At 70.5% G+C, this 21,496-nt stretch carries 16 protein-coding genes, 1 tRNA gene, 1 pseudogene and 1 riboswitch; of the genes and pseudogenes, 8 read left to right on the forward strand and 10 right to left on the reverse strand.

The genetic code is table 11. The features are described from left to right. Window positions 1-254: 254 nt before the first annotated feature. Window positions 255-3,113, forward strand: a complete 2,859-nt coding sequence (hrpB, locus tag BLR49_RS10680) for an ATP-dependent helicase HrpB (protein WP_245690617.1) — start codon at window positions 255-257, stop codon at window positions 3,111-3,113. A gap of 156 nt (window positions 3,114-3,269) precedes the next feature. Here the strand turns inward: hrpB and BLR49_RS10685 are convergent, their stop codons facing one another. The 3 genes from BLR49_RS10685 to tadA all read right to left on the reverse strand — a co-directional run bounded on the left by BLR49_RS10685 (window position 3,270) and on the right by tadA (window position 4,261). Continuing rightward, complete coding sequence (locus BLR49_RS10685) at window positions 3,270-3,548, reverse strand: hypothetical protein (RefSeq protein WP_092537451.1); 279 nt, start codon at window positions 3,546-3,548, stop codon at window positions 3,270-3,272. A gap of 49 nt (window positions 3,549-3,597) precedes the next feature. Beyond that, window positions 3,598-3,686 (reverse strand) — tRNA-Ser (locus BLR49_RS13330). Window positions 3,687-3,814: 128 nt separating this feature from the next. Further along, window positions 3,815-4,261, reverse strand: coding sequence for a tRNA adenosine(34) deaminase TadA (gene tadA / locus BLR49_RS10690; protein WP_092537500.1), 447 nt, complete (start codon window positions 4,259-4,261; stop codon window positions 3,815-3,817). A 366-nt stretch (window positions 4,262-4,627) separates the two neighbouring features. Between tadA and betT the strand changes: the two genes are divergently transcribed. Continuing rightward, entirely contained in the window at window positions 4,628-6,748 is a 2,121-nt protein-coding gene (betT, locus tag BLR49_RS10695; protein ID WP_425425770.1) for a choline BCCT transporter BetT, read from the forward strand. 134 nt (window positions 6,749-6,882) lie between these two features. Beyond that, entirely contained in the window at window positions 6,883-7,521 is a 639-nt protein-coding gene (gene upp / locus BLR49_RS10700; protein WP_092537455.1) for a uracil phosphoribosyltransferase, read from the forward strand. A 217-nt stretch (window positions 7,522-7,738) separates the two neighbouring features. On the opposite strand, the gene BLR49_RS10705 is transcribed toward upp, so the two are convergent. The 3 genes from BLR49_RS10705 to BLR49_RS10715 all read right to left on the reverse strand — a co-directional run bounded on the left by BLR49_RS10705 (window position 7,739) and on the right by BLR49_RS10715 (window position 10,466). Next, window positions 7,739-8,590 carry a MetQ/NlpA family ABC transporter substrate-binding protein gene (locus tag BLR49_RS10705; protein WP_092537457.1) on the reverse strand — a complete coding sequence of 284 codons (852 nt, stop codon included), beginning with the start codon at window positions 8,588-8,590 and terminating at the stop codon, window positions 7,739-7,741. 86 nt (window positions 8,591-8,676) lie between these two features. Next, window positions 8,677-9,396, reverse strand: a complete 720-nt coding sequence (locus tag BLR49_RS10710; protein ID WP_092537459.1) for a methionine ABC transporter permease — start codon at window positions 9,394-9,396, stop codon at window positions 8,677-8,679. Beyond that, window positions 9,393-10,466 carry a methionine ABC transporter ATP-binding protein gene (locus BLR49_RS10715; protein WP_092537461.1) on the reverse strand — a complete coding sequence of 358 codons (1,074 nt, stop codon included), beginning with the start codon at window positions 10,464-10,466 and terminating at the stop codon, window positions 9,393-9,395. The genes BLR49_RS10710 and BLR49_RS10715 overlap by 4 nt, the downstream gene beginning before the upstream one ends. Beyond that, a riboswitch (SAM riboswitch) is annotated at window positions 10,460-10,550 on the reverse strand. It overlaps the preceding gene by 7 nt. A 300-nt stretch (window positions 10,551-10,850) precedes the next feature. Between BLR49_RS10715 and BLR49_RS10720 the strand changes: the two genes are divergently transcribed. After that, window positions 10,851-12,062, forward strand: coding sequence for an alpha/beta fold hydrolase (locus tag BLR49_RS10720; protein ID WP_092537463.1), 1,212 nt, complete (start codon window positions 10,851-10,853; stop codon window positions 12,060-12,062). 37 nt (window positions 12,063-12,099) lie between these two features. On the opposite strand, the gene BLR49_RS10725 is transcribed toward BLR49_RS10720, so the two are convergent. The 3 genes and pseudogenes from BLR49_RS10725 to BLR49_RS10735 all read right to left on the reverse strand — a co-directional run. Then, window positions 12,100-12,693, reverse strand: coding sequence for a low molecular weight protein-tyrosine-phosphatase (locus BLR49_RS10725; RefSeq protein WP_092537502.1), 594 nt, complete (start codon window positions 12,691-12,693; stop codon window positions 12,100-12,102). 165 nt (window positions 12,694-12,858) lie between these two features. Then, on the reverse strand, window positions 12,859-13,791 hold the full coding sequence (locus tag BLR49_RS10730) for a hypothetical protein (RefSeq protein WP_092537464.1): 933 nt from the start codon (window positions 13,789-13,791) through the stop codon (window positions 12,859-12,861). Window positions 13,792-13,828: 37 nt separating this feature from the next. Beyond that, a pseudogene (locus BLR49_RS10735) lies at window positions 13,829-14,495 on the reverse strand (LssY C-terminal domain-containing protein); the annotation flags it as partial. 95 nt (window positions 14,496-14,590) lie between these two features. Here BLR49_RS10735 and relB point away from each other — a divergent pair. Then, entirely contained in the window at window positions 14,591-14,869 is a 279-nt protein-coding gene (gene relB, locus BLR49_RS10740; protein ID WP_092537466.1) for a type II toxin-antitoxin system RelB family antitoxin, read from the forward strand. After that, complete coding sequence (locus tag BLR49_RS10745; RefSeq protein ID WP_092537468.1) at window positions 14,866-15,192, forward strand: type II toxin-antitoxin system RelE family toxin; 327 nt, start codon at window positions 14,866-14,868, stop codon at window positions 15,190-15,192. The genes relB and BLR49_RS10745 overlap by 4 nt, the downstream gene beginning before the upstream one ends. A gap of 30 nt (window positions 15,193-15,222) precedes the next feature. Here the strand turns inward: BLR49_RS10745 and BLR49_RS10750 are convergent, their stop codons facing one another. Continuing rightward, window positions 15,223-16,326, reverse strand: coding sequence for a LacI family DNA-binding transcriptional regulator (locus BLR49_RS10750; protein WP_245690619.1), 1,104 nt, complete (start codon window positions 16,324-16,326; stop codon window positions 15,223-15,225). 218 nt (window positions 16,327-16,544) lie between these two features. Here BLR49_RS10750 and BLR49_RS10755 point away from each other — a divergent pair, with 218 nt between their 5' ends. After that, complete coding sequence (locus BLR49_RS10755) at window positions 16,545-19,673, forward strand: glycoside hydrolase family 2 TIM barrel-domain containing protein (protein WP_092537470.1); 3,129 nt, start codon at window positions 16,545-16,547, stop codon at window positions 19,671-19,673. Window positions 19,674-19,708: 35 nt separating this feature from the next. After that, window positions 19,709-21,136: an MFS transporter gene (locus BLR49_RS10760; RefSeq protein ID WP_092537472.1), complete on the forward strand. Its 1,428-nt coding sequence runs from the start codon at window positions 19,709-19,711 to the stop codon at window positions 21,134-21,136. The last annotated feature ends 360 nt before the right edge of the window (window positions 21,137-21,496 follow it).

Consider the following 21,496-nt stretch of genomic DNA (forward strand, 5'->3'; position numbering starts at 1 on the left):
GCCAATGTCAAGCACACTTGTCCACCGTCGGCACCTGCCCACCACCAGCCCTTGCCCGGCTCGTTCCAGCACTGCGTGCCATCAGGCTTGCGAAGCCCCGCGTCCACCCTCCGGGCCGTCTACTACGCCGGTTCGGGGTCTACTACGCCGGTTAGCCGTCGGTTGTATGGCTGTAGGGGGCGTACTAGACCGCTAACCGGCGTACCCAACGCCGAAGTGGCGTAGTGGAGGGCAGTGACGGGCATGATGTGCGGGTGAAGCAGACCGCGGACCCCGTCGCCCGGCTCCTGGCCGACCCGCCAGAACTGCCCGTCGTCGCCGCCCTGCCCCGGCTGCGCGCACTGCTGCTGGGTCGAGTCCCCGACGGCGACGCCGGCGCCTCCCCGGTCCCGCCGCCGACCGCCCTCGCCACATCCGCGCACAACGGGGACACACCTGCACCCAGCACCACCAGCCGACCCGCACCCGCCGTCGTGGTCACCGCCCCTCCCGGCACCGGCAAGACCACGCTGGTGCCACCCCTGGTCGCCGACGCCGTCGCCCGCCCCGTCGGCACCGAGGCTCCCCGCGAGCGCACCCCGAGGCGTGTCATCGTCACTCAGCCGCGGCGCGTGGCCGCGCGGGCCGCCGCTCGACGCCTGGCCGCGCTGCTGGGCGAGGAGGTCGGCGGCACGGTCGGCTATGCGGTGCGCGGGGAGCGCCGCGCCTCGGGCCGCACCCGCATCGAGGTGGTCACCGCCGGGCTGCTGCTGCGCCGCCTCCAGGCCGACCCGGAACTGCCCGACGTCGCCGCCGTGGTCCTGGACGAGGTGCATGAGCGCTCCCTGGAGTCCGACCTGCTGCTGGCGCTCCTGCTGGATGCCCGCGCCGCCCTGCGCGAGGACCTGACCGTCGTGGCGATGTCCGCAACCTTGGACCTGGAGCGCCTGCCCGCCCTACTGGGCGACGGCCTCGCGCCCGCACCGGTGGTGGAGGTGCCCGGGGAGCTGTACCCGCTCGAGGAGGTCTGGGCGCCGCCGCCGTCGGGGGTGTCTCGGCTCGGACCGCGCGGGGTGCCGCGAGAGTTCCTGGCGCACGTGGCCGCCACGGTGCGGCGCGCGCTGGCCGAGCGCACCGGCGACGCGCTGGTCTTCCTGCCCGGCGCCCGGGAGGTCGACGACGTCGTGACCCGGCTGCGCTCGGCCCTCCGTGACGACGGGGCCGACCCCGATGGCGCCACCAGTTCCATGACTGCCGCCGTTCGGGTGCTGCCGCTGCACGGGCGTCTGCCCGGCCCCGCCCAGGACGCCGCGCTGACGCCCGCCCCCGGCGTGCGGCGGGTGATCGTGTCCACCGACGTGGCCGAGTCCTCCCTGACGGTGCCGGGGGTGCGGATCGTCGTAGACGCCACGCTCGCGCGCGAGCCGCGCCTGGATGTCGCCCGCGGCATGTCGGGCCTGGTGACGGTCGGCGCGTCCCGGGCCGCCGGCGTCCAGCGGGCCGGGCGGGCGGCGCGCACCGGGCCGGGCACCGTGTACCGCTGCTGCACGCCGGTGGACTGGGCGCGGGCCGCGGTGGCACCCACCCCGGAGATCCTCATTGCCGACCTGACCCGCACCGCCCTGGAACTGGCAGTATGGGGCGTGCCCGAGGGGAAGGGACTGGCCTGGATCGACCCGCCGACCGCCCCCGCCCTGGAGACGGCCAGGCTTGCGCTCACGCGCCTGGGACTGTTCGATGGCGACGCCGTGACCGAGCTGGGCCGTGCCGTGGCCGCCATTCCGGCCGAGGTGCGTCCCGCCCGCGCGCTGCTGGCGGCCGCCGATGTGATCGGTCTGCGCCGTAGCGCCGAGGCGACCGCGTTGCTCACCAGCGATCTGCGCGCCCCGCAGGCCGATTTGACCGCTCTGGCCCGGAGTGTGCGCGGTGGCGCCGGCGCGGGCGCGTGGCGTACCGAGGCGAGACGGCTGGAGCAGGCGGCCCGGCGACACCGCGGCGAGGAACGCACCCGGCCTGGTGCTGCCGGCGCCGTCGGCAGTCCCCCGCTCAAGACCGGTGCGAGTGGTGCCGACCGGGCACTGGCGTCCGCCGCCGACTTGGGCGAGCGGGTCGGCCCGGGGACGGCGGACGCCGTCGGGCTGGTGGCCGCACTCGCCCGCCCGGAGTGGATCGCGCGCCGCCGCGGCCCGGCGCCGAACGCCGACGCCTCCGCCAGTTACGCAAGCGTCGGCGGCACGGGGCTGCGGCTGCCGGCGGGGTCACCGCTGGCGGGCTCGACGTGGCTGGCGGTTTCCGCCGTGGACCGCGCACCTGGCACCGCCGAGGCGACGATCCGGGCGGCCGCGCCGATCGACCAGTCCCTCGCACTGGCGGTGGCCGCCGACTGGCTGGTCGAGGAGTCCCGCACCGACTGGGACGGCAACCGGCTGCGGGTGGAGCGGGTGCGCCGTTTGGGCGCCATCCCGCTGGCCTCGACGCCAGGCGGCACGCCCGCGCCCGCCCAGGTCGCGCATGCGGTCGTCGAGCGGTGCCGCAGCGAGGGACTCGGGGTGCTGCCGTGGCGGGACGCCACGGTGCTGCGGGCGCGCCTGGCCCTGCTGCACCGCACGCTGGGTGAGCCCTGGCCCGCCGTTGACGACACCGCACTCCTGGAGCGAGCACCGGACTGGCTGATTCCCGGCGTGGAGGCGCTGGCGGCGTCGGGAGGGCGCTTCGACCTGGAGCGGCTGGACATGACAGCGTGCCTGCGCTCCCTGTTGCCCTGGCCGACGGCAGCGCGCCTGGATGAGTTGGTGCCGGAGCGGGTGCAGGTTCCGTCGGGCTCTCAGGTGCGCGTGGGCTACGTGGACGAGCGGGGCGAGGTACTGGAGCGGCCGGTGCTGGCGGTCCGGGTGCAGGAGTGCTTCGGTTGGGCGGATACGCCCCGGATCGTGGACGGGCGTGTGGGGGTTGTGATTCAGCTGCTTTCGCCGGCGCGGAGGCCAGTGGCGATCACCGATGACCTGCGCTCCTTCTGGCGGCAGGGCTACCCGCAGGTGCGTGCGGAGATGCGCGGGCGCTACCCCAAGCACGCCTGGCCGGAGGACCCGTGGACGGCTCCGGCCACTCGGGGCACCGGCCGGCGGCGGGGCTAGCGGCATGCCTGCGCCTCTGGACCGTGACTCTGTCACCAGATGCACCACTTTCCGAGCGCCGACCGGCTTCAAGAGACGGCTAACCGCATGATCCCGCGAGCGGGTCGGCGGATACGGCAATGGCTGGGCACAAAGTGGTGCATTCCATGACACCGCCTAGAAGCGGTTGGCATCCAGGCGGCTGAAGCGCCAGCCGGTCGGACTGCGCGTGCTGCGGGCGGAGGAGTCCGGCACGACGTACCCGAGGATCTGCAGGTTCCAGGTGCCGCGCACGCCCCACACCGTCGCGTTGGTGCGGGCGCGACCACGCACCACCGGGAAGCCGTCGATGCTGCCCGGCTCGGCGGAGACGACCTGCGAAGAGTGGTAGGTCAGGGTGCCGTCACGGATGTCGGAGAGCCACTCGACCTTGGGCCGGGGGTACCCGGTCATCATGAAAAGATCCCCGGACTCCGACTTTTCGCCTGGATTCCGGGGATCGACTTGGCGGTAGCGCTGGGATTCGAACCCAGGGTGGCTATGAACCACACAGACTTTCGAGATCTGCACCTTCGGCCGCTCGGACACGCTACCTTGCAGACAGAGCCTACACGTCGCGCAAGCCCGGACGCACCTCCGACCGCCTGCGAAGTCGCTCACGGCACGAGAGCCGACGCCGCGCGCCGACCCGCGGCCGGGCCGGTGTTCGCAGGGCGACCGGCCTAGCCGCACTCCCCCGACCGCCGCGAAGCGAAGAAGTCCCGCAGCAGGGCCTCCGCGTCCTCCCCGTGCAGCCCCGCCACCACCTCCACCTGATGGTTGGCGCGCGGATCGCGCAGGACATCGCGCACGCTGCCACACGCCCCGGTCTTCGGCTCCCAGGCGCCGAACACCACTCGCGCCACACGTGCCAGTTGGATGGCCCCGGCGCACATGGTGCACGGCTCCAGGGTGACCACCAGTGTGCAGCCGTTCAGATGCGATTGTCCCAGCACCGCTCCGGCCGCCCGCAGGGCGCGGATCTCGGCATGCGCGGTCGGATCATGCTCCGTCTCTCGCGCGTTGGCGGCCTCGGCCAACACCTCGCCCTCGGCCCCCAGGACGACGGCACCCACGGGCACCTCCCCGGCCAGCCCCGCCACCCGGGCCAGCTCCAGCGCCCGGCGCATGGCGGCGTCGTAGCGCTGCTGGGTCAGACCGGGAAGACTCACGCCTCCACCCTGCCACAGACACCACCCACCGGCACGAGCCGTTCGGCGTAGGCGCACCCTGCGACCGGCCGAATCCGTTTCGCAACCGGCACGCCGGCTCCGTGCGGCGGGAAATGTGGGAAGGATCTCCCGGGCGGCCGTTTATCCCCGACCTCATGCGGCTGCCAAGTCCGCTCCGCCGGGCCGTTTCGGGCGCTTTCACTTGCGAAGTCGCGGAATCCCTGAAAGATTCACAATCCTGTAAACGTAGTCATGGTCATGCGCTGAGGACCCTGTGTACGCCCAATGCATCACCAGTGCATCCACTGCATCAAGGAGTGCCACGTGCCTGATTCCCCAAGTGATCAGCCGACACCGATAGCATCCGAAGCCCCTGAGCAGCGCCGTCTCAATGCGGCGGTATTCGCCGTCTCCGCAGCCATCATCGCCACCATCGCCGGCGCCGCCATCGTGGCCCCGGACACGGTCTCAGCTGCCTTCAACGCCGCCGTGTCCTGGGCCGGGCGCTGGTTCGGCTCCTTCTACATCATGCTGGTGACGGCGGCGCTGGTGTTCGTCGTCGTCCTGGCGCTGTCGAAGTTCGGGACCATCCGCCTGGGGCCGGACAACTCCACCCCCGACTTCTCCACCTTCTCGTGGGCCGCCATGCTCTTCGCCGCGGGCGTGGGCACGGCGATCATGTTCTACGCGGTGGCCGAGCCGGTGGCCCAGTACATGAACCCTCCCACCGGGGAGGGCCAGACCGTCGAGGCGGCGCGCAACGGCATCGTCCTGACGCTGCTCCACTACGGCATCAGCGGCTGGGGCCTGTACTCCATCGTGGGCATGGCCCTGGGCTACTTCGCCTACCGACGCCATCAGCCGCTGGCCGTCCGCTCCACCCTGCGCCCCCTGCTGGGCGAGCGGGTCAACGGCCGCTTCGGCGACGTCGTCGACGCCGCCGCACTGGTGGGCGGGGCCGTCGGCATTGCGGCCTCACTCGGTGTGGGAGTCGTGCAGCTCAACGTCGCCCTCACCATTCTGTTCGGCCTGCCGCAGGGCACCGCCACCCAGATCGGTCTGATCGCCCTGAGCGTCATCATGGCCACGATTTCCGCCGTGTCCGGCGTGGACCGCGGCGTGCGCGTGCTGTCCAACATCAACGTGCTGCTGGCGGTTGGGCTCGCCCTGTGGGTGCTGATCACCGGCGACACCGCCTTCCTCATCGACGCCCTGGTGGGCAACATCGGGGACTTCGCCACCCAGTTCCCCGGCCTCACTCTGGAGACCTACGCCTACGAACGCCCCACCGAGTGGCTCAACAGCTGGACGCTGTTCTTCTGGGCGTGGTGGATCACCTGGGCCGCCTTCGTCGGCATGTTCCTGGCGCGCATCTCCCGCGGCCGCACGGTGCGGGAGTTCATAGTGGGCTCCCTGGTGCTGCCCTTCTCCTACGTCACCATGTGGGTGTCGATCTTCGGCAACAGCGCCCTGAACCTGATCCGCTCGGGCAACCTCAGCTTCGCCGAGCTGACCGTGGCCGAGCCGGAGCAGGGCCTGTACACGCTCCTCGGGCACCTGCCCGGCGGCAAGTTCCTGATCGCCCTGGCCTTGTTCATCGGCATCCTTTTCTACGTCACCAGCGCCGACTCCGGGGCGCTGGTGATGGCCAACCTCTCCAGCCGGGCGCCGTCGACCTACCACGGGGACCCGCAGGACGCCCCCGCCTGGTTGCGAATCTTCTGGGCCGCGCTGACCGGCGTGCTCACCATCGCCATGCTCGTGGCCGGCGGCATCCCCATCCTGCAGCAGGCGACCATCGTCATGGCGCTGCCGTTCTCCTTCGTCATCATCGCCGTGATGGCGGGGCTGTGGCGGGCCATGCGCACCGAGGCCAGCCGCGAGCAGGCCCGCGGTATCGCCAACCGCAACCGGCTGCTCGGCGCCACGGGCACCGCCGCCGGCATGAACCGGATCCCCTGGCGCGACCGCCTGTCCCACACCTTCGACATCGTCTCCCCCGCCCGCGCCCGGCGCGCCATGACCAACCGCGTGGTGCCCGCGCTCGAGGCGGTTGCCGACGAGCTGCGCAAGGAGGACTTGCCGGCCGAAGTGGTCATAGCCGGTCCCGAGGCCCAGGACCCCGACGACGTGCGCAACTTCCTCGGCTCCGCCACCCTGGTGGTCACGGCCCCGGAGTCGGCGGAGCAGGCGGCTGCGGCCCAGGGCGAGCAGGTGGCTCCCTCCCGCTTCCGCTACGCGGTGCGGATGGTGCAGGCGCCGGTGCCGGCCTTCGGCGTCGTCGTCCACGAGGCAGACGACGTCACCGTCCGCCTGGAGGTGCGGCCCCGCGGCGGCGGCCAGGGCTACGACGTCATGGACTGGTCGCGCGAGCAGGTCGCACACGACGTCCTGGACCACTACGAGCGCTGGCTGGAGTACCTGGGCGCCGCCGAGACCGTCTGAGTCTCCTCTCGGCTATCGAGCAACCAGCCGCAACGCGGTCGTACCCAACGGACCGTCAACACCCCAACGCCGTCGGTCAGCCGAGTCTCCCAACCGGCCCCTCCCCCGGCAGATCATTCATCTAGGCTTGGGCCATGCGCCTGCACGTTGCCAATCACCCGCTCATTGACCACAAGCTCTCCGTCCTGCGCGACGAGAGGACGCCGTCGGCCGTGTTCCGCCAGCTCGTCGACGAGCTGGTCACGCTCCTCGCATACGAGGCGACCCGCGACGTGCGCACCGACGAGATCCGCATCAAGACGCCGGTTGCGGTCACGACCGGCCGGCACCTGGCCGAGCCCCGTCCGATCGTCGTACCGATCCTGCGCGCCGGGCTGGGCATGCTGGAGGGCATGACCCGGCTGCTGCCCACCGCCGAGGTGGGCTTCCTGGGCATGAAGCGCAATGAGGACACCCTGGAGGTCGAGACCTACGCCAACCGCCTGCCGGACGACCTGTCCGGGCGCCAGTGCTTCGTCATCGACCCCATGCTCGCCACCGGCCACACCCTCGTGGCCGCCATCAACTACCTGCTGGAGCGCGGCGCCCGCGACGTCACCGCCATCTGCCTGATCGCCGCCCCGGAGGGCATCGCCACCCTGGAGGCGGCCATCGGCGACCGTGCCGAGGTCACCGTCGTCACCGCCGCCCGCGATGAGCGCCTGAACGAGCACGCCTACATCGTCCCCGGCCTGGGCGACGCCGGCGACCGCCTGTACGGCATCGTGGACTGAGCGGAGATTACGACGGCGGAGATCCCGTCGGCGGGACCCCACCGGGGTGGCTGGAACCACGCCGAGATCGGCACAAGTTACGTACCCAAATCGGCACTAATGACGCTGCCCGGGAACCCGGTTCCCGGGCAGCGTCACCGTTTTTCGGCTCCGCCCCTCCGCCGTTTCTACCGATCTCGGCACGTGACTTCGACCGATCTCGGCGGTAGGGCGAGTCCTAGAAGGCCGGAATCACGGACTCGTCGGTCCAGGTCTCCTGGATGTAGGTGCGCAGCCCATCGGAGTTGAGCAGTCCGGCCAGCTTGACCAGGTACTCGTTGTCCTTGTCGGCACTGCGCACCACGAGCTGGTTGGCGTAGGGGGACTCCCCGCTCGGCTCCAGGACGAGGGCGTCCTCGCTGGGGTTCAGCCCCGCACCGAGCGCGTAGTTGCCGTTGATGACGGCCAGCTCGGCGTCCGCCATCGACACCGGCACCTGCGCGCCGTCCACCGTGACCAGCTCGAACTTCTTGGGGTTCTCGGTGACGTCGAGGGTGGTGGGGCTCTCGACGTCGGGGTCGAGGGTGATCAGGCCGGCGGACTCCAGCAGCTTCAGGCCACGAGCCGTGTTCGCGGGGTCGTTGTTGAGCAGGATGGTGCCGCCCGCGGCCGCCTCGTCTACGGAGCTGTAGCCCTTGTCGGTGTAGATACCCATGGGCTCGATGTGCACGTCGGCGATGGCGACCAGGTCGTAGCCCTTCTCCTCGTTCTGCTGCTCCAGGAAGTTGGGCGTCTGGAAGAAGTTCGCCGCCAGGGAGCCGTCGCTGAGCGAGGCGTTGGGGATGTCGTAGTCGTCAATCGACACGATGTCCAGGTTCAGCCCGGCGTCGGCGGCCAGGTTGTCCTGCACCCACTGCAGGATGGTCACGTGCGGCTCCGGGGTGGCGCCGATCTTGATGGTGGCCGTGTCGCCGTCGACGGTGATGCCGTCGACGCCGCTGGAGTTGCCGGAGCAGGCGGCCAGGGTGAGGGCGACGGCGGAGACGATGCCGCCGGCCAGGACGGTACGACGAGTGATGGTGGTGGTCATGGTGGTGTTCCCTGTCTTGAGTAGGTCCTTGTGCTCAGGCCGAGCCGTCGGGGCCCGCAGGCCCCGGGACTCCGGCTGGTCGAGGCTCAGCGGTGGTCGACCAGCCGGCTGAGCATGTCGCCACACACCTGGATGACGGCGACCACGAGCACGATGAGGACGACGACGATCACCATGACGTCGGAGGCGTTCTGCCGGTAGCCGTACTGGATGGCCAGGTCGCCCAGGCCGCCGCCGCCCACGGTGCCGGCCATGGCGGTGTAGCCGAGCAGGGTGATCAGGGTGACGGTGGCGGACTGGATGAGGGTGGGCAGGGCCTCGCGGACCAGCACGCCCCAGGTGATCTGATTGCCGGAGGCGCCCATCATCAGGGCCGCCTCGACCTTGCCGTGGTCGACGTCGTTGATGGCGGTCTCCACCAGGCGGGCGTAGAAGGGGATGGCGCCGATGGTCAGCGGCACACAGGCCGCGCCCCAGCCCAGAGAGGTGCCCACGAGCATGCGGGTGAAGGGGATGAGGGCCACCATGAGGATGATGAAGGGCATGGAGCGGCCGATGTTGACGATCTGGGACAGCACCTCGTAGACGGCCCGGTTGGCGTGCTGACCGCGCTTGCCGGTAGTGACCAGCGCCAGTCCCAGCAGCATGCCGAACACAATCGTCAGCGCACCGGAGACGCCGAGCATCTGGAAGGTCTCCAAGGTGGCCGGACCGAGCTTGCGCTGGATGGCGGGGTTGCTGAACCAGGTGTCGTCGCCGCCGGTGGCCAGGGCGAGGAGTCCGGTGGAACCGATCAGCGTGTTCATGCGCGCACCTCCGCGGTGACGCCCGCTTCGCGCAGGGCGGTGAGGGTGCCCGCAGCCCGCTCTGCGCGCACGGTGAGGGCCAGGCGGCCGACCTGGGCGGAGCCGAGCGTCTCGAACAGGCCGCCGGCGACGTCGGCGCCCCGCTCGGCGGCGAGCGCCAGCACGTGGGCGGCGGCGGGCTGGCCGGGGTGGGCGGTCAGGGCCACGTCGATGACGACGTCGCCGTCGTTCAGAGCGCCCTCGGGGATCTCGGGGGTGGGGACGAGCTCGTGGGACAGGCGCGAGCCTACGTCGGAGACGACCGCCTCGATGGAGCCGGACTCGACCACGCGACCCGCCTGGAGCAGGCTGACCGAGTCGCAGATCTGACGCACCACGCTCATCTCGTGGGTGATGATGACGACGGTGACGCCGAGGCGGTCACGCACGTCCCGGATCAGGCCGAGGATCTGGCGGGTGGTCTCCGGGTCCAGCGCGCTGGTGGGCTCGTCGCACAGCAGGACGGGAGGCTGGTCCGCGAGCGCCCGGGCGATGCCCACGCGCTGCTTCTGTCCGCCCGACAGCTGGGAGGGGTAGGAGGAGCCGCGGTCGGCCAGCCCGACCAGGTCGAGCATCCGGGCCACCGTGTCGTGCCGCTTCCCCTTGGGCACGCCGGCCAGCGCCAGCGGGTAGGCGACGTTCTGGGCGGTGGTGCGCGAGTCGAGGAGGTTGGCGTGCTGGAAGACCATGCCGATGGCGCGGCGGGCCTCGCGCAGGTCGCGGGCGGACAGGTCGGTCATGTCCTTGCCCGCCACGCGGACCTCGCCGAAGGTCGGGCGCTCGAGGCTGGTCAGGCAGCGCACCAGGGTGGACTTGCCGGCCCCGGAGGTGCCGACGATGCCGTGGATGGATCCGGCCTGCACGTCCAGGGTGACCCCGTCCAGGGCGCGCACCGTCTTCCCGCCCGGGAGCCTGTACACCTTGTGCACGTCGCGCAGGGAGATCATCGGCTCGGCCGCCGCGCCGTGCGTCACCGCGCCTCCCGGAGCGGGTCCTGCGGATACAGGTGGTTCCGTCACGTGGTCCTCCATCGGTCCTGGCGGTAGCACCCTCACCGCGAACGGGGGTTGCTGCAACGTCGACGAGCCAGGTCTCTCGGTTGCTCTGGATGGTCGGCGCCTACGTTAGGCGGGAAGCGGCGCCCGGAGCAAGCCGGTTGCCGAAAACGACGCGCGCATCACTGCCCAGGCGTCTCCCGCCACAAACACGCGCTTGCGCCACGAACACGCGTTTTGGAGGTTTACACGTGCTCCACACCTGCAAAGCTCCAGAAACTCGTGTGCCTGAGGAGAACTCGTGTTCGTGAGACGAACACATGCGTTTGGCGGCACAGACGCCCTCGGCCCGGCGCCGTTGTCGCACACCGACGCGGAGTATGCACGGCCGACCGCCGTCGTCCGTGACAGGATGCAGCCATGGCACCCACGACCGCGACGACGCCGGACCCGCAACCGGCCCCGCTCAGCCACCCATCGCCCACCGGAGCCACGGCGGCCCCCGGGCCGCTGCCGGAGCTGGCGCCAGACATCCTGGGCGAGCCGTGGGTCGCGCGCACCATTCCGGTGACCGAGTCTCCCGCCGCCCCGGGCGCCGACCACGCCGTGCTGGTGCACCAGCGCGGGGCCGTGCCGGCCCCGGGACCGAACGGGGAGCTGGGTGCTCCCCGGCACGGACGCGCCGTCCTGTACCTGCATGGGCGCAACGACTACTTCTTCCAGACCTGGCTGGCCGAGGCGTTCCTGGCCGCCGGATATGAGTTCTACGCGCTGGAGCTGCGCACCTGCGGTCGGGCGGGCGTGGGCTACTGGTCCCCGCACGACGTGCGCGACCTGCGGGTGCACGACGAGGAGATCGGCGAGGCGCTGCGCATCATTCGCAGCGAGCACGGGCATTCCACGGTGGTGCTCAACGGCCACTCCACCGGCGGCCTGCAGGCGGTGATCTGGGCCGGGGACCATCCGGGATCGGTTGAGGCGGTCACCCTGAACTCCCCGTGGCTGCAGCTGAACTCCTCGGGCCTGGTGCGCTCCTACGGCTCGGCCCTGATCGACCTGATCTCCCGCCGCGATCCCGACCGCATTATCGACAACCCCGGCGAGATCAGGGAACTCGAACAGGCCGAGGCGGCCTCCACCGCCAAGTCCGCCGCAGGCGCCGCACCTGACGCGCCGCTCACCGCCGACGCCGCCACCGCCGTGCCGGTGGACAGCGATCCCGGACCGATCGAGGTCGACATCTACTCCCGCACCCTGCACCGCCGCTGGGGCGGGGAGTGGGACTGGGACCTATCGCTGAAGCCCTCGCCGTCGTTCCCGGTGCGGGCGGGCTTCCTGGCGGGCATTCGCCGGCTGCAGCGGGAGGTGCACCACGGGCTCGGCATCGGTGTGCCGGTGCTGGTGTGCTGCTCGACGGCGTCGGGCGGGCCGGGTATCTCCCGCGAGGAGGCGCTGCGCTGCGACACGGTGCTGTCGGTGGAGCAGATCGTGGAGCGGTCGCGGTTCCTGGGCGAGGACGTCACCGTGGTGCAGATCCCCGGCGGCGTGCACGACCTGGTGCTGTCGCCCTCGCCGGTGCGCGAGGAGTACCTGTCCACGCTCACCGGTTGGTTGAACGAACGACTGAGCTGAGGCCGTGGCCGGTCGGGGCGTGGCGCCGGGTGGCCAGTCAGGGCGTGGCGCCGGGCGTGCCCGTCAGCTGCGTGAGCGCGGGGGCAAGGGCGTCGCTGACGCGTTCGACGACGTCGAGGGTGTCGACGAAGTCGGCCACCGTGCCGTACCAGGGGTCGGGCACGTCCAGGTCGGCCCGGTCGGCGGGGTATGCCGGTGCACCAGGGGCCGTGCCGCCCGCGGGAGTTGTGGTAGCCGCCTCCGGATCGAACTCGCGGAACATGCGGATGCGCCCGGGGTCGACGCCGAGGCGCTCGGCACGGCGGAGCAGTGCGCGCAGGTGTGCGGTGGTCATGGCCAGGACGAGGTCGGCGCTGCGCAGTTCGGCGTCGCTGATGCGGTGGGCGGCGTGGGCGTTGATGACCGCGGCCACGGCGCGCGCGGCGGCGTCGGCGCCGATGCCGTAGCCTCCCTCGGCCAGGATGCGCCGTGCACGGGGGTCCATGGGGTTGCCGGTCTCCTCGTCGGAGACGCCCGCCGAGGTGACGACGACGCCGCCCGGGCCGGTGGTGGGGACAGCGGCGGCGGCCAGGCGGTCCACGAGCACGGCGTGGGCCATGGCGGAGCGGCAGATATTGCCGGTACACACCATGACGACGCCGTAGGGCGCGGCCCGGTCGCGAGGTTCGGGCAGGTGGGGCACGGGGTCGAGCGAGTCGACGCCGCCGACCTGGCCGACGGCGGTGCGGGCTGCGGAGTCCGGGCGTGAGGTCATGGCAGGAGCCTGGCCGAGTCGGGACGGCGTTTCAAGCCGGGTTCACCGCTTCGTCGGCATGATCACGGACGACCCCAGTGCGAAGGGGAAGCCCGGTCGCAGCAGGCACTCCACGACCGGCCGGGCCATTTCCGTCAAGGGCCCGACTTCGAGCCCTCGCGCCCCGGCGCCGCCCAGCAGGCTCTGGTAGGGGATATCCAGGTCCAGCAGGGTCATGTTGTCGGCATGCCTGGCGCGCGCCCAGGCGCCGTCGTTCATGTCGAGCAGGGTGCCCAGGTGGAAGTGCATGACCTGGCGGGAATCCACCTCGCTGGGCACGGACAGCAGGTGGTGCGCCTCCGGATCGCGAGGGGCGCGCAGCGTGAACAGCAGAATCGCCCCGTCGCGCGCCGCGCGCAGCATCAGGCGGCCGATGTGAATGGAGAATCCGATGAGGTCCAGGCCGGTTCCGGCGCCCATGGCCTCCTCCACCGGCAGGGCCTTGGACAGCCGAATGGAGGCGCCGTCGCCCGGGTCGTTGATGGCGCGGCGGCCCGACGGCGTGGCCGCATGCAGCCGTAGTACCGGACCGTCGTCGGTGTCGGCGGCCGCCGGCAGGAGCGTGGCGGTCTCGACGAGCTCCTGCCAGCCACCGGGCGTGACCGACGGGCCGGGTTCGGTCTGCACGTGTCCCAGGCCGAGGATGGAGGCGAAGTCGACGTCATCGAGAGGGCGGTGCCAGGTGATGTCGGCGCCGTCGTGCCACAGGGGCAGGATTCCGTTGAATGGAACCCCGAAGCGGACGTGCTCGGGCGGCGGCGGGGCCACATGGCGCCCGTGGGAGCGGCTGCGGCGCTGAGAAGAACGACCGGGAATCTGAGAGCGGGACGCCGTCGCGGGACGGCTGCCGTGAAAAGGCGTCCAGGGCTCCGTCTGCCCGGCCGGAAGGCCGCCTCGGGGCGCCTCGTCCCGCCTTCCCGCGAAGTACTCGCTCATGGGGGCTAGCCTAAAGCGCCGACGTCGAAAAGTGTTATCACGGCGCGACCCTGTCCCGCGCCCGCAATCGCTCGGCCTTGCGCGCCCTCTCCCAGCGGGGGACCGGCCTGGCCGTCATCGCCAGCAGGGCCAGCACTCCCAACGCCGCAGCGGCGATCAGCCCCCATCCGGCCTGCCTGACCCCGCCGGCAGAGATCTCGGTCATGGCCGAGCCGATGTTCAGACTCAGCACCACCATCAGAGCGGTCCTGGCGCGGGGGTGCCCGAACCAGACCGCCGCCGCCGTTGCGGTGGTGGTAGGCGGTGAAGAAGTCCGGCCAGATCTCCAGGAGGGCGTCGGCATTCGCCCAGCGGACGTCGTCGACCACGTAGTCGCGCTCGACGTCGATATCGGCGTCGATCTTGTGCGTCACCCGGAGGGTCAGCGTGGACAGGCCCACGGGGCGCTCGTAGGTCGCACCGGCCAGCCAGTCCACCCGGCGGCCGCCCGGCATGACCCATCCCTCGGGTACCCGCCAGAAGCGGATGTGGTGCCGCTGCGCCGGATTGCCCTCCACCTCCTTCTGGTAGGCGAAGTCCTGCTTGCGACCGAACAGCAGCGGGTCGGAGACGGGAGCCTCCGGGTAGGAGCGGCGCAGCACCGAGGAGACGATGATCCTCCAGGACGAGCGCAGCGTGGTGGGGTCCGCCCGCACGGTACCCGACCTATGACATCAGATAAGTCGGTCGTCGCCGCAGCATCCAGCTTACATACGTTGTATACATTGTATTTACTGTTCACGTTGCGTACGATGCAGATATGGCTTCGACGCTCGGCAGCCCGCTCTCCGTCAGGCTGCCTAAAGACCTACGTGACCGCGTAGCCGCTCTTGCCCGCACGACGCGCAGGAGCCAGGGCGACATCGTGCGCGAGGTGCTCGAGCGCGATCTCGCCGCGCTGGAATGGGAACAGCGCATCTCCGACCGTGCGGCCGCACACCGGGCCGGGAACACGACCGCCATCTCCGCCGAGGAAGTCGATCGGCAGCTGGGGATTGAGGGCGAGCCCGCCGCGGACGCCATCGGCACGATCTCATGACGAACTGGCGGCTCGAGTACGATCCCGACGTCGTCCGCCGGCTGCGGGAAACCGACCCGCAGGTTGCGCGCCGCATCCGCGACGCCCTCACGGCGGTGGTACTCACCGGGGATCCGCGCATCCGTGGCAAGGCGTTAACCGGGCGGCTGTCGGGACTGTGGCGGTATCGGATAGGCGATTACCGCGTGATCTGTGACATCCAGAACTCCCGGCTGGTGGTGCTTGCGCTCGATATCGGCGAGCGCGACCACGTCTACGACCAGGGCTGCCTCCCCATCCCAAGCATAATGACGACGTCGGTCCCGACCGATCTCGGCACGTAACTTCTACCGACCTCGGTGAGGGGAGGCGGGTCAGTGGGCGGGCGCGGGCGGGGCGGTGGAGCCGCGCACGATCAGCTCGGTGGGAATGATGATGCGGCGATTGCCGTCCTGCACCCCGGAGGCGACCTGCTCCAGCACCAGGTTGACCATCTCCACCCCGGCCCGGTGGAAGTCCTGGCGGATCGTCGTCAGCGGCGGGAAGCAGTACTCGGCCAGCGCCAGACCGTCGAAGCCCACCACGGACACGTCCTCGGGCACGCGCCGCCCCTGCTCGTGCAGGGCGCGCACCAGGCCGATGGCCACCTCGTCGTTGGCGCAGAATACCGCCGTGACCTCCGGATCGGCGGCGAGCCTGCGGCCGGCGGCGTAGCCGGCGGCCGCGTCCCAGTCCCCGGGCACGGCCTCGGGAACCTCCCGCCCGGCCTCCTCCAGGCACGCCGCCCAGGCGGCGGAGCGGATCAGCGCCGACTGGGAGTCGGCCGGCCCGGTGATGTGGTGGACGGTGCGGTGCCCGAGCTCGAGCAGGTGGCCCACCGCGGCGCGCACGCCCCCGACCTGGTCGGCCGACGCCGAGGGGTAGTAGCCCACCAGCGCCGAGTCGGACACGGCCACCGGCATCCCGGCGGGCAGCACCAGGTGTTCGGGACCCGCACGTCCGGCCTGCACGATCACGAGGCCGTCCACCGCCTGCGCGGCCAGCCGGTGCACCGCAGTGCCCATGTCCGCCGACAGGGGCCGGTCCACCTGCACCATGGAAACCGTGTAACCGGCCTCCCAGGCCGCCTGCAGCACGCCGTCGGTGGTCTGGGCCTCGCCGGTGCGCAGGATCTGCTGGGTGAGCACGCCGATGGCCTTGAACGATCCGCTGCGCAGTGCCTGAGCGGCGCGGTTGGGCGTGTAACCCAGCTGCCGCATGGCATGGAGGACCTTCTCCCGGGTGGCCGGGCGCACGTTGGTCGCACCGGCAGAGACGCGGGAGACCGTCTGTGAAGACACGCCGGCCAGCCGGGCGACGTCGGCAACCGACGGCACCCCCCGATCACGTCGTCCCCCTGCCACCTTCGCGAGCCTAGCAGCCCGTCCCGGCGCGAGCAGGAGCCCGGTCCGGCTGCACACCAGTGATAACGTCATCATAATAGACCTACCTCCTCAAGGAGGATTTCGAGGAATCACTCCAACGACGGATAGAACTGAGTATTCTCAACCCGCACGTCTGTATGTTAACGTCGACATAGACGGAGCGCCACACGATCCAGCCACGCAGTTCACGACCGTCGGCGTCCGCCCACACCACCACGGCATCACCCCAGGCGGGCCCGCCCGGCCCGCCGCCGCACACAGGAGAGTCAACGATGATCCTTCCCGGGCACCATGAGAGTCTCGCCGTCCTGCACGAGGGCACTCTGCCCCAACGCGCCTACTACGTCCCCGCCTCCTCCCCCACCACCGCCCCGCCCTGGCAACGGGAGTCCTCCGACCGCTTCCACCTGCTCAACGGCGACTGGACCTTCGCCTACTACCCGGGCCCGTATGCCGTCCCCGAGGAGTTCTGGGCACCCGAGTTCCCCACCGCCGGCCTGGGCCGCATCCCGGTCCCCTCCAGCTGGCAGCACCTGGGCTATGACCAGCACCAGTACACGAACTTCCGCTACCCCATCCCCTTCGACCCGCCCTTCGTGCCACAGGACAACCCCTGCGGCATCTACCTGCTCGACTTCGAGCACACCGCCGCGCCGCAGGCCCCGCGCACGCACCTGGTCTTCGAGGGCGTCGACTCCTGCTTCTACGTCTGGCTCAACGGCCGCTACGTCGGCTACAGCCAGGTCGCCCACGCCACCAGCGAGTTCGACGTAACCGACTTCCTGACCCCCGGGCCCAACCGGCTGGCGGTGCTCGTGCTCAAGTGGTGCGACGGCACTTACCTGGAGGACCAGGACAAGTTCCGCACCAGCGGCATCTTCCGAGATGTCTACCTGCTGGACCGCCCGGCCGCCCACCTGCGCGACTACGCCGTCACCACCGCGCTGGGTGACGACGGCGCCACCGTCACCGTCCGCGGCTCCTTCCAGGGTGGGGCCGTACCCACCCACCTGCGCCTGCTCGACGCCGCGGGCGTCGTCGTCGCCGCGGCCGAGCTGGAGCCTCTCGACGGCGACGGGCACAACTCGGCGAACGCGGACAACGCCGCCCCCTACACCCACGCCGCCGAGCTGCGCCTGGCCTCCCCGCACCTGTGGTGCGCGGAGGACCCCTACCTGTACACCCTGCAACTGGTCACCCCGGACGAGGCGATTACCGACCGCGTCGGCCTGCGGGAGGTCACCACCGCGGGCGCCGTGCTGTACGTCAACGGCTCCCCCGCAACCCTGCGCGGGGTGAACCGGCACGAGTCCGACCCGGTCACCGGTCCCGTCATCGACGTCGACCACATGCTGCGTGACCTGAAGCTGATGAAGCAGCACAACATCAACGCGGTGCGCACCGCTCACTACCCCAACGACCCGCGCTTCTACCAGTTGTGCGACGAGTACGGCTTCTTCGTCATGTCCGAGGCGGACGTCGAGTCCCACGGCACCCAGGTGCGGGTGCTGGCCGACTCCTCCTGGGAGAGCCAGGTGGAGCACTGGAACGAGCCCATCGCGGACAACCCCGAGTGGACCGAGCCCACCCTGGACCGGGTGCGCGCCATGGTGGAGCGGGAGAAGAACCGCCCCTGCGTCATCTCCTGGTCGGCCGGCAACGAGTGCGCCTACGGCTGCACCTTCGAGGCCGCGCTGGCCTGGCTCAAGCGCGTCGACCCCACCCGCGTGACCCACTACGAGAGCGCCTTCTACCGCGACTCCAAGCGCACCTACGACTACTCCGGCATCGACCTGTACGGGCGCATGTACCCGGGCCTGGACGAGGTGCACGCCTACCTGGACTCCGACCCGGACAAGCCCTTCCTGCTGGTGGAGTACTGCCACTCCATGGGCAACAGCCCCGGCGACCTGGAGGAGTACTGGGAGCTGATCCTCGCCGAGCCGCGCATGTGCGGCGGCTTCGTGTGGGAGTGGTGCGACCACGCCGTGCGCGCCGGAAGCGCCAACGGGCGCCCCATCTACCTGTACGGCGGGGACAGCGGCGAGCTGCTGCACGACGGCAACTTCTGCGTCGACGGGCTCGTCTCCCCCGACCGCGTGCCCCACACCGGCCTGCTGGAGCTGAAGAACGTCCAGCGTCCCGCCCGCGTGACCGCCTTCGACGCCGCCGCCGGCACCCTCACCCTGCGCAACGACCTGGACGCCACCGACCTGGCCGACTACCTGGAGGCCCGTTACGAGGTGCGGCGCGACGGCGACGTCGTCGAAGCCGGGAGCCTGCCGCTGCCCGAGTCGGTGCCGCCGCACACCAGCGTCACGGTCCCCTGCGCCGTACGGGTGCCCGACTCCGGCCGCTGCCACCTGCTGGTCTCCTACCGGCTCAAGGCGGAGGTGCCGCTGCTGGAGTTCGGGCACGACCTCGGCTTCGACGAGGTGCCCCTGCCCAGCGCCCGCCCCCGCCACCGCGTGCTGGACCGGCTGGCCGAACTGGGCGGTGCGCCGTCGTCGGGCGCAACGACGACACGGCCCGCGGCAACGTCGGTAGGCCCCACCAGCCTGGTGGTGTCCGGGGAGTCCTTCAACTACGAGTTCGACACCCGCACCGGCCTGCCCAGCCGACTCGTGGTGGGCGGGCGCAGTCTGCTGACCCGGCCAATGGAGATCAACACCTGGCGGGCCCCCACGGACAACGACGCCGAGGTGCGCAAGCAGTGGGAGACCGCCCAGTACCACCGCACCTCCGCCCGCGCCTACCGCGTGGAGGCCGAGGAACGGGGCGACGCCGTCGTCGTGCATGTGGAGCTGTCGGTGGGCGCTCCCGCCGTGCAGCCGGTCCTACGGGCGGCGGGCAAGTGGACGATCGCCGCCTCCGGACTGATCGAGCTGGACGCGCGGGTCATGCTCGACCCGGCCTTTCCGCCCCTGCCCCGCCTGGGCCTGCGCCTGTTCCTGCCGCAGTCCATGACATCCGTCGCCTACCACGGGCTGGGGCCGCACGAGAGCTACGTCGACAAGCACCGCGCCAGCTACCACGGCGCCTTCCGCACCGACGTCGACGCCCTGCACGTGCCCTACCTGCGCCCGCAGGAGGGCGGCAGCCACGCCGACTGCGACTACGTCACCGTCAGCGACGACGTCGCCTCCCTGACCGCAGCCGGCGTTCAGCCGCTGTCCTTCAACGCCTCCCGGTACACCCAGGAGCAACTCACCCGCGCCCGCCACGATGTGGAGCTGCACGCGTGCGACTCCACGGTGCTGTGCCTGGACCGGGCCATGGCCGGAATCGGCTCCGCCTCCTGCGGGCCCGCCCTGCGGGACATCTACCGGGTGGACCCGTCGCGCCTGACGGACCTCGGCATTCACCTCTTCCTCCTTCCATCCATCACCCGTGGCGAATAGGCGCTCGCGGGTACGACTCACAGTGAGGTCAACTGATGAACGAGAAGAAGTACCTAAAGTGGTACAACAAGGTCGGTTATGGCTCCGGCGATGTGGCCGGGAACGTGGTCTACGCGCTGCTGTCCGCGTTCGTCATGATCTACCTGACCGACACCGCCGGGCTGAACCCCGGCGTGATCGGCACGCTCATGATGCTGTCGAAGTTCTTCGACGGCTTCTCCGACCTCATCTTCGGCACCCTGCTGGACCGCACTCGCACCCGCATGGGCAAGGCCCGGCCCTGGATGCTGTGGGGATTCGTGGGCTGCACGCTGATGATCATCGCCGTCTTCGCCATCCCGCCCAGCCTGGGCGAGACCGCCAAGTACGCCTGGTTCTTCATCGCCTACACGCTGCTGAACTCGGTGTTCTACACGGCCAACAACATCGCCTACTCCTCGCTGACCGCGCTGATCACCAAGAACAGCGCCGAGCGCGTGCAGATGGGCTCGATCCGCTTCATGTTCGCCTTCGGCACCAGCCTGCTGATCCAGACCTTCACCGTTAAGGGTGTGGAGCTGCTGGGCGGAGGCGCCGAGGGCTGGCGCACCATTGCCATCATCTACGCGCTGATCGGCCTGGCGGTGAACACGCTGTCGGTGATGTCGGTGCGCGAGCTGTCCCCCGAGGAGCTCGCAGACCGCTCCGACATGCCCGCCGACGACGCCCGCCGCGCCGAAGAGGCCGCCGGGGCGGAGAAGCTGCCGTTCAAGGAGTCCTTCAAGCTGCTGCTGGAGAACAAGTACTACTTGATCATCCTGGTGGTGTTCCTGATGACTCAGATCTTCACCGCCACGCTGAACATGGGCATCTACTTCATGACCTACATCCTGGGCGACGCCAACCTGCTGGGCGTATTCGCCTGGGCCATCAACATCCCGCTGATCGCCGGGCTGCTGGCCACCCCCTGGGTGGTGTCCCGGGTCGGTGGCATGTACCGGGTGAACATCGTCGGCTACATCATCGCCGTCGCCGGCCGGCTCGGGGTTGTGGCCGCGGCGTACGCGGGCAGCCTGCCACTGATGCTGGTCTTCTCCGGGATCGCCTCCATCGGCATGAGCCCCCTGCAGGGGACGGTCAACGCGCTGATCGCCGAGGCCTCCGAGCACACCTTCCTGCGCTCGGGCAAGCGCATCGACGGGCTGATGTTCTCCTGCACCTCGCTGGGCGTGAAGATCGGCGGCGGTCTGGGCACGGCGCTGGCGGGATGGCTGCTGGCCATGAGCGGCTACGTCGCCAACGCCCCGGTCCAGCCCGAGTCGGCCATCAACATGCTGTACTTCATGTACCTGTGGATCCCGGCGATCGTCAACGGCATCATCCTGTTCCTGCTCTCGCGCCTGGACGTGGAGCACTCCAATGCCCGCCTGCGCGCGCGCCACGAACTCGAGGAGCTGGCTCCGGTTCAGTCGGCGGAGCACTAGTCGGCAGCCGCCGTCGGCGGGCGGGCACCAGGCGTGTCCGCCCGCCGCCCGGGCCGCATTCCACGACCTCGGTGACACTGCACGACCTTGGGGTACGTTCCACGACCACCCCGGGGTCGTGTTTTGTACCCCAAGGTCGTGGAACGTTCGGGCCGTCCCGGCACAATGCGCTACTTCCACAGTCAGGCGGGATCCCCGGCGCGCCTCGCCACGATCCCGCATGGCACCAGGGTGGCGAAGACGCCGCCCGTCCTAGAGATCTGCCTCGCCCGATTCATGTCAGACTTCCGAGAGACACTTCAGACGAACACACCGTCCACCGGGACACGACAAGGAGCCATCCATGACGACCTACGCGGC

Source organism: Actinomyces ruminicola (genome assembly GCF_900103885.1).
GTDB lineage: Bacteria > Actinomycetota > Actinomycetes > Actinomycetales > Actinomycetaceae > Actinomyces > Actinomyces ruminicola.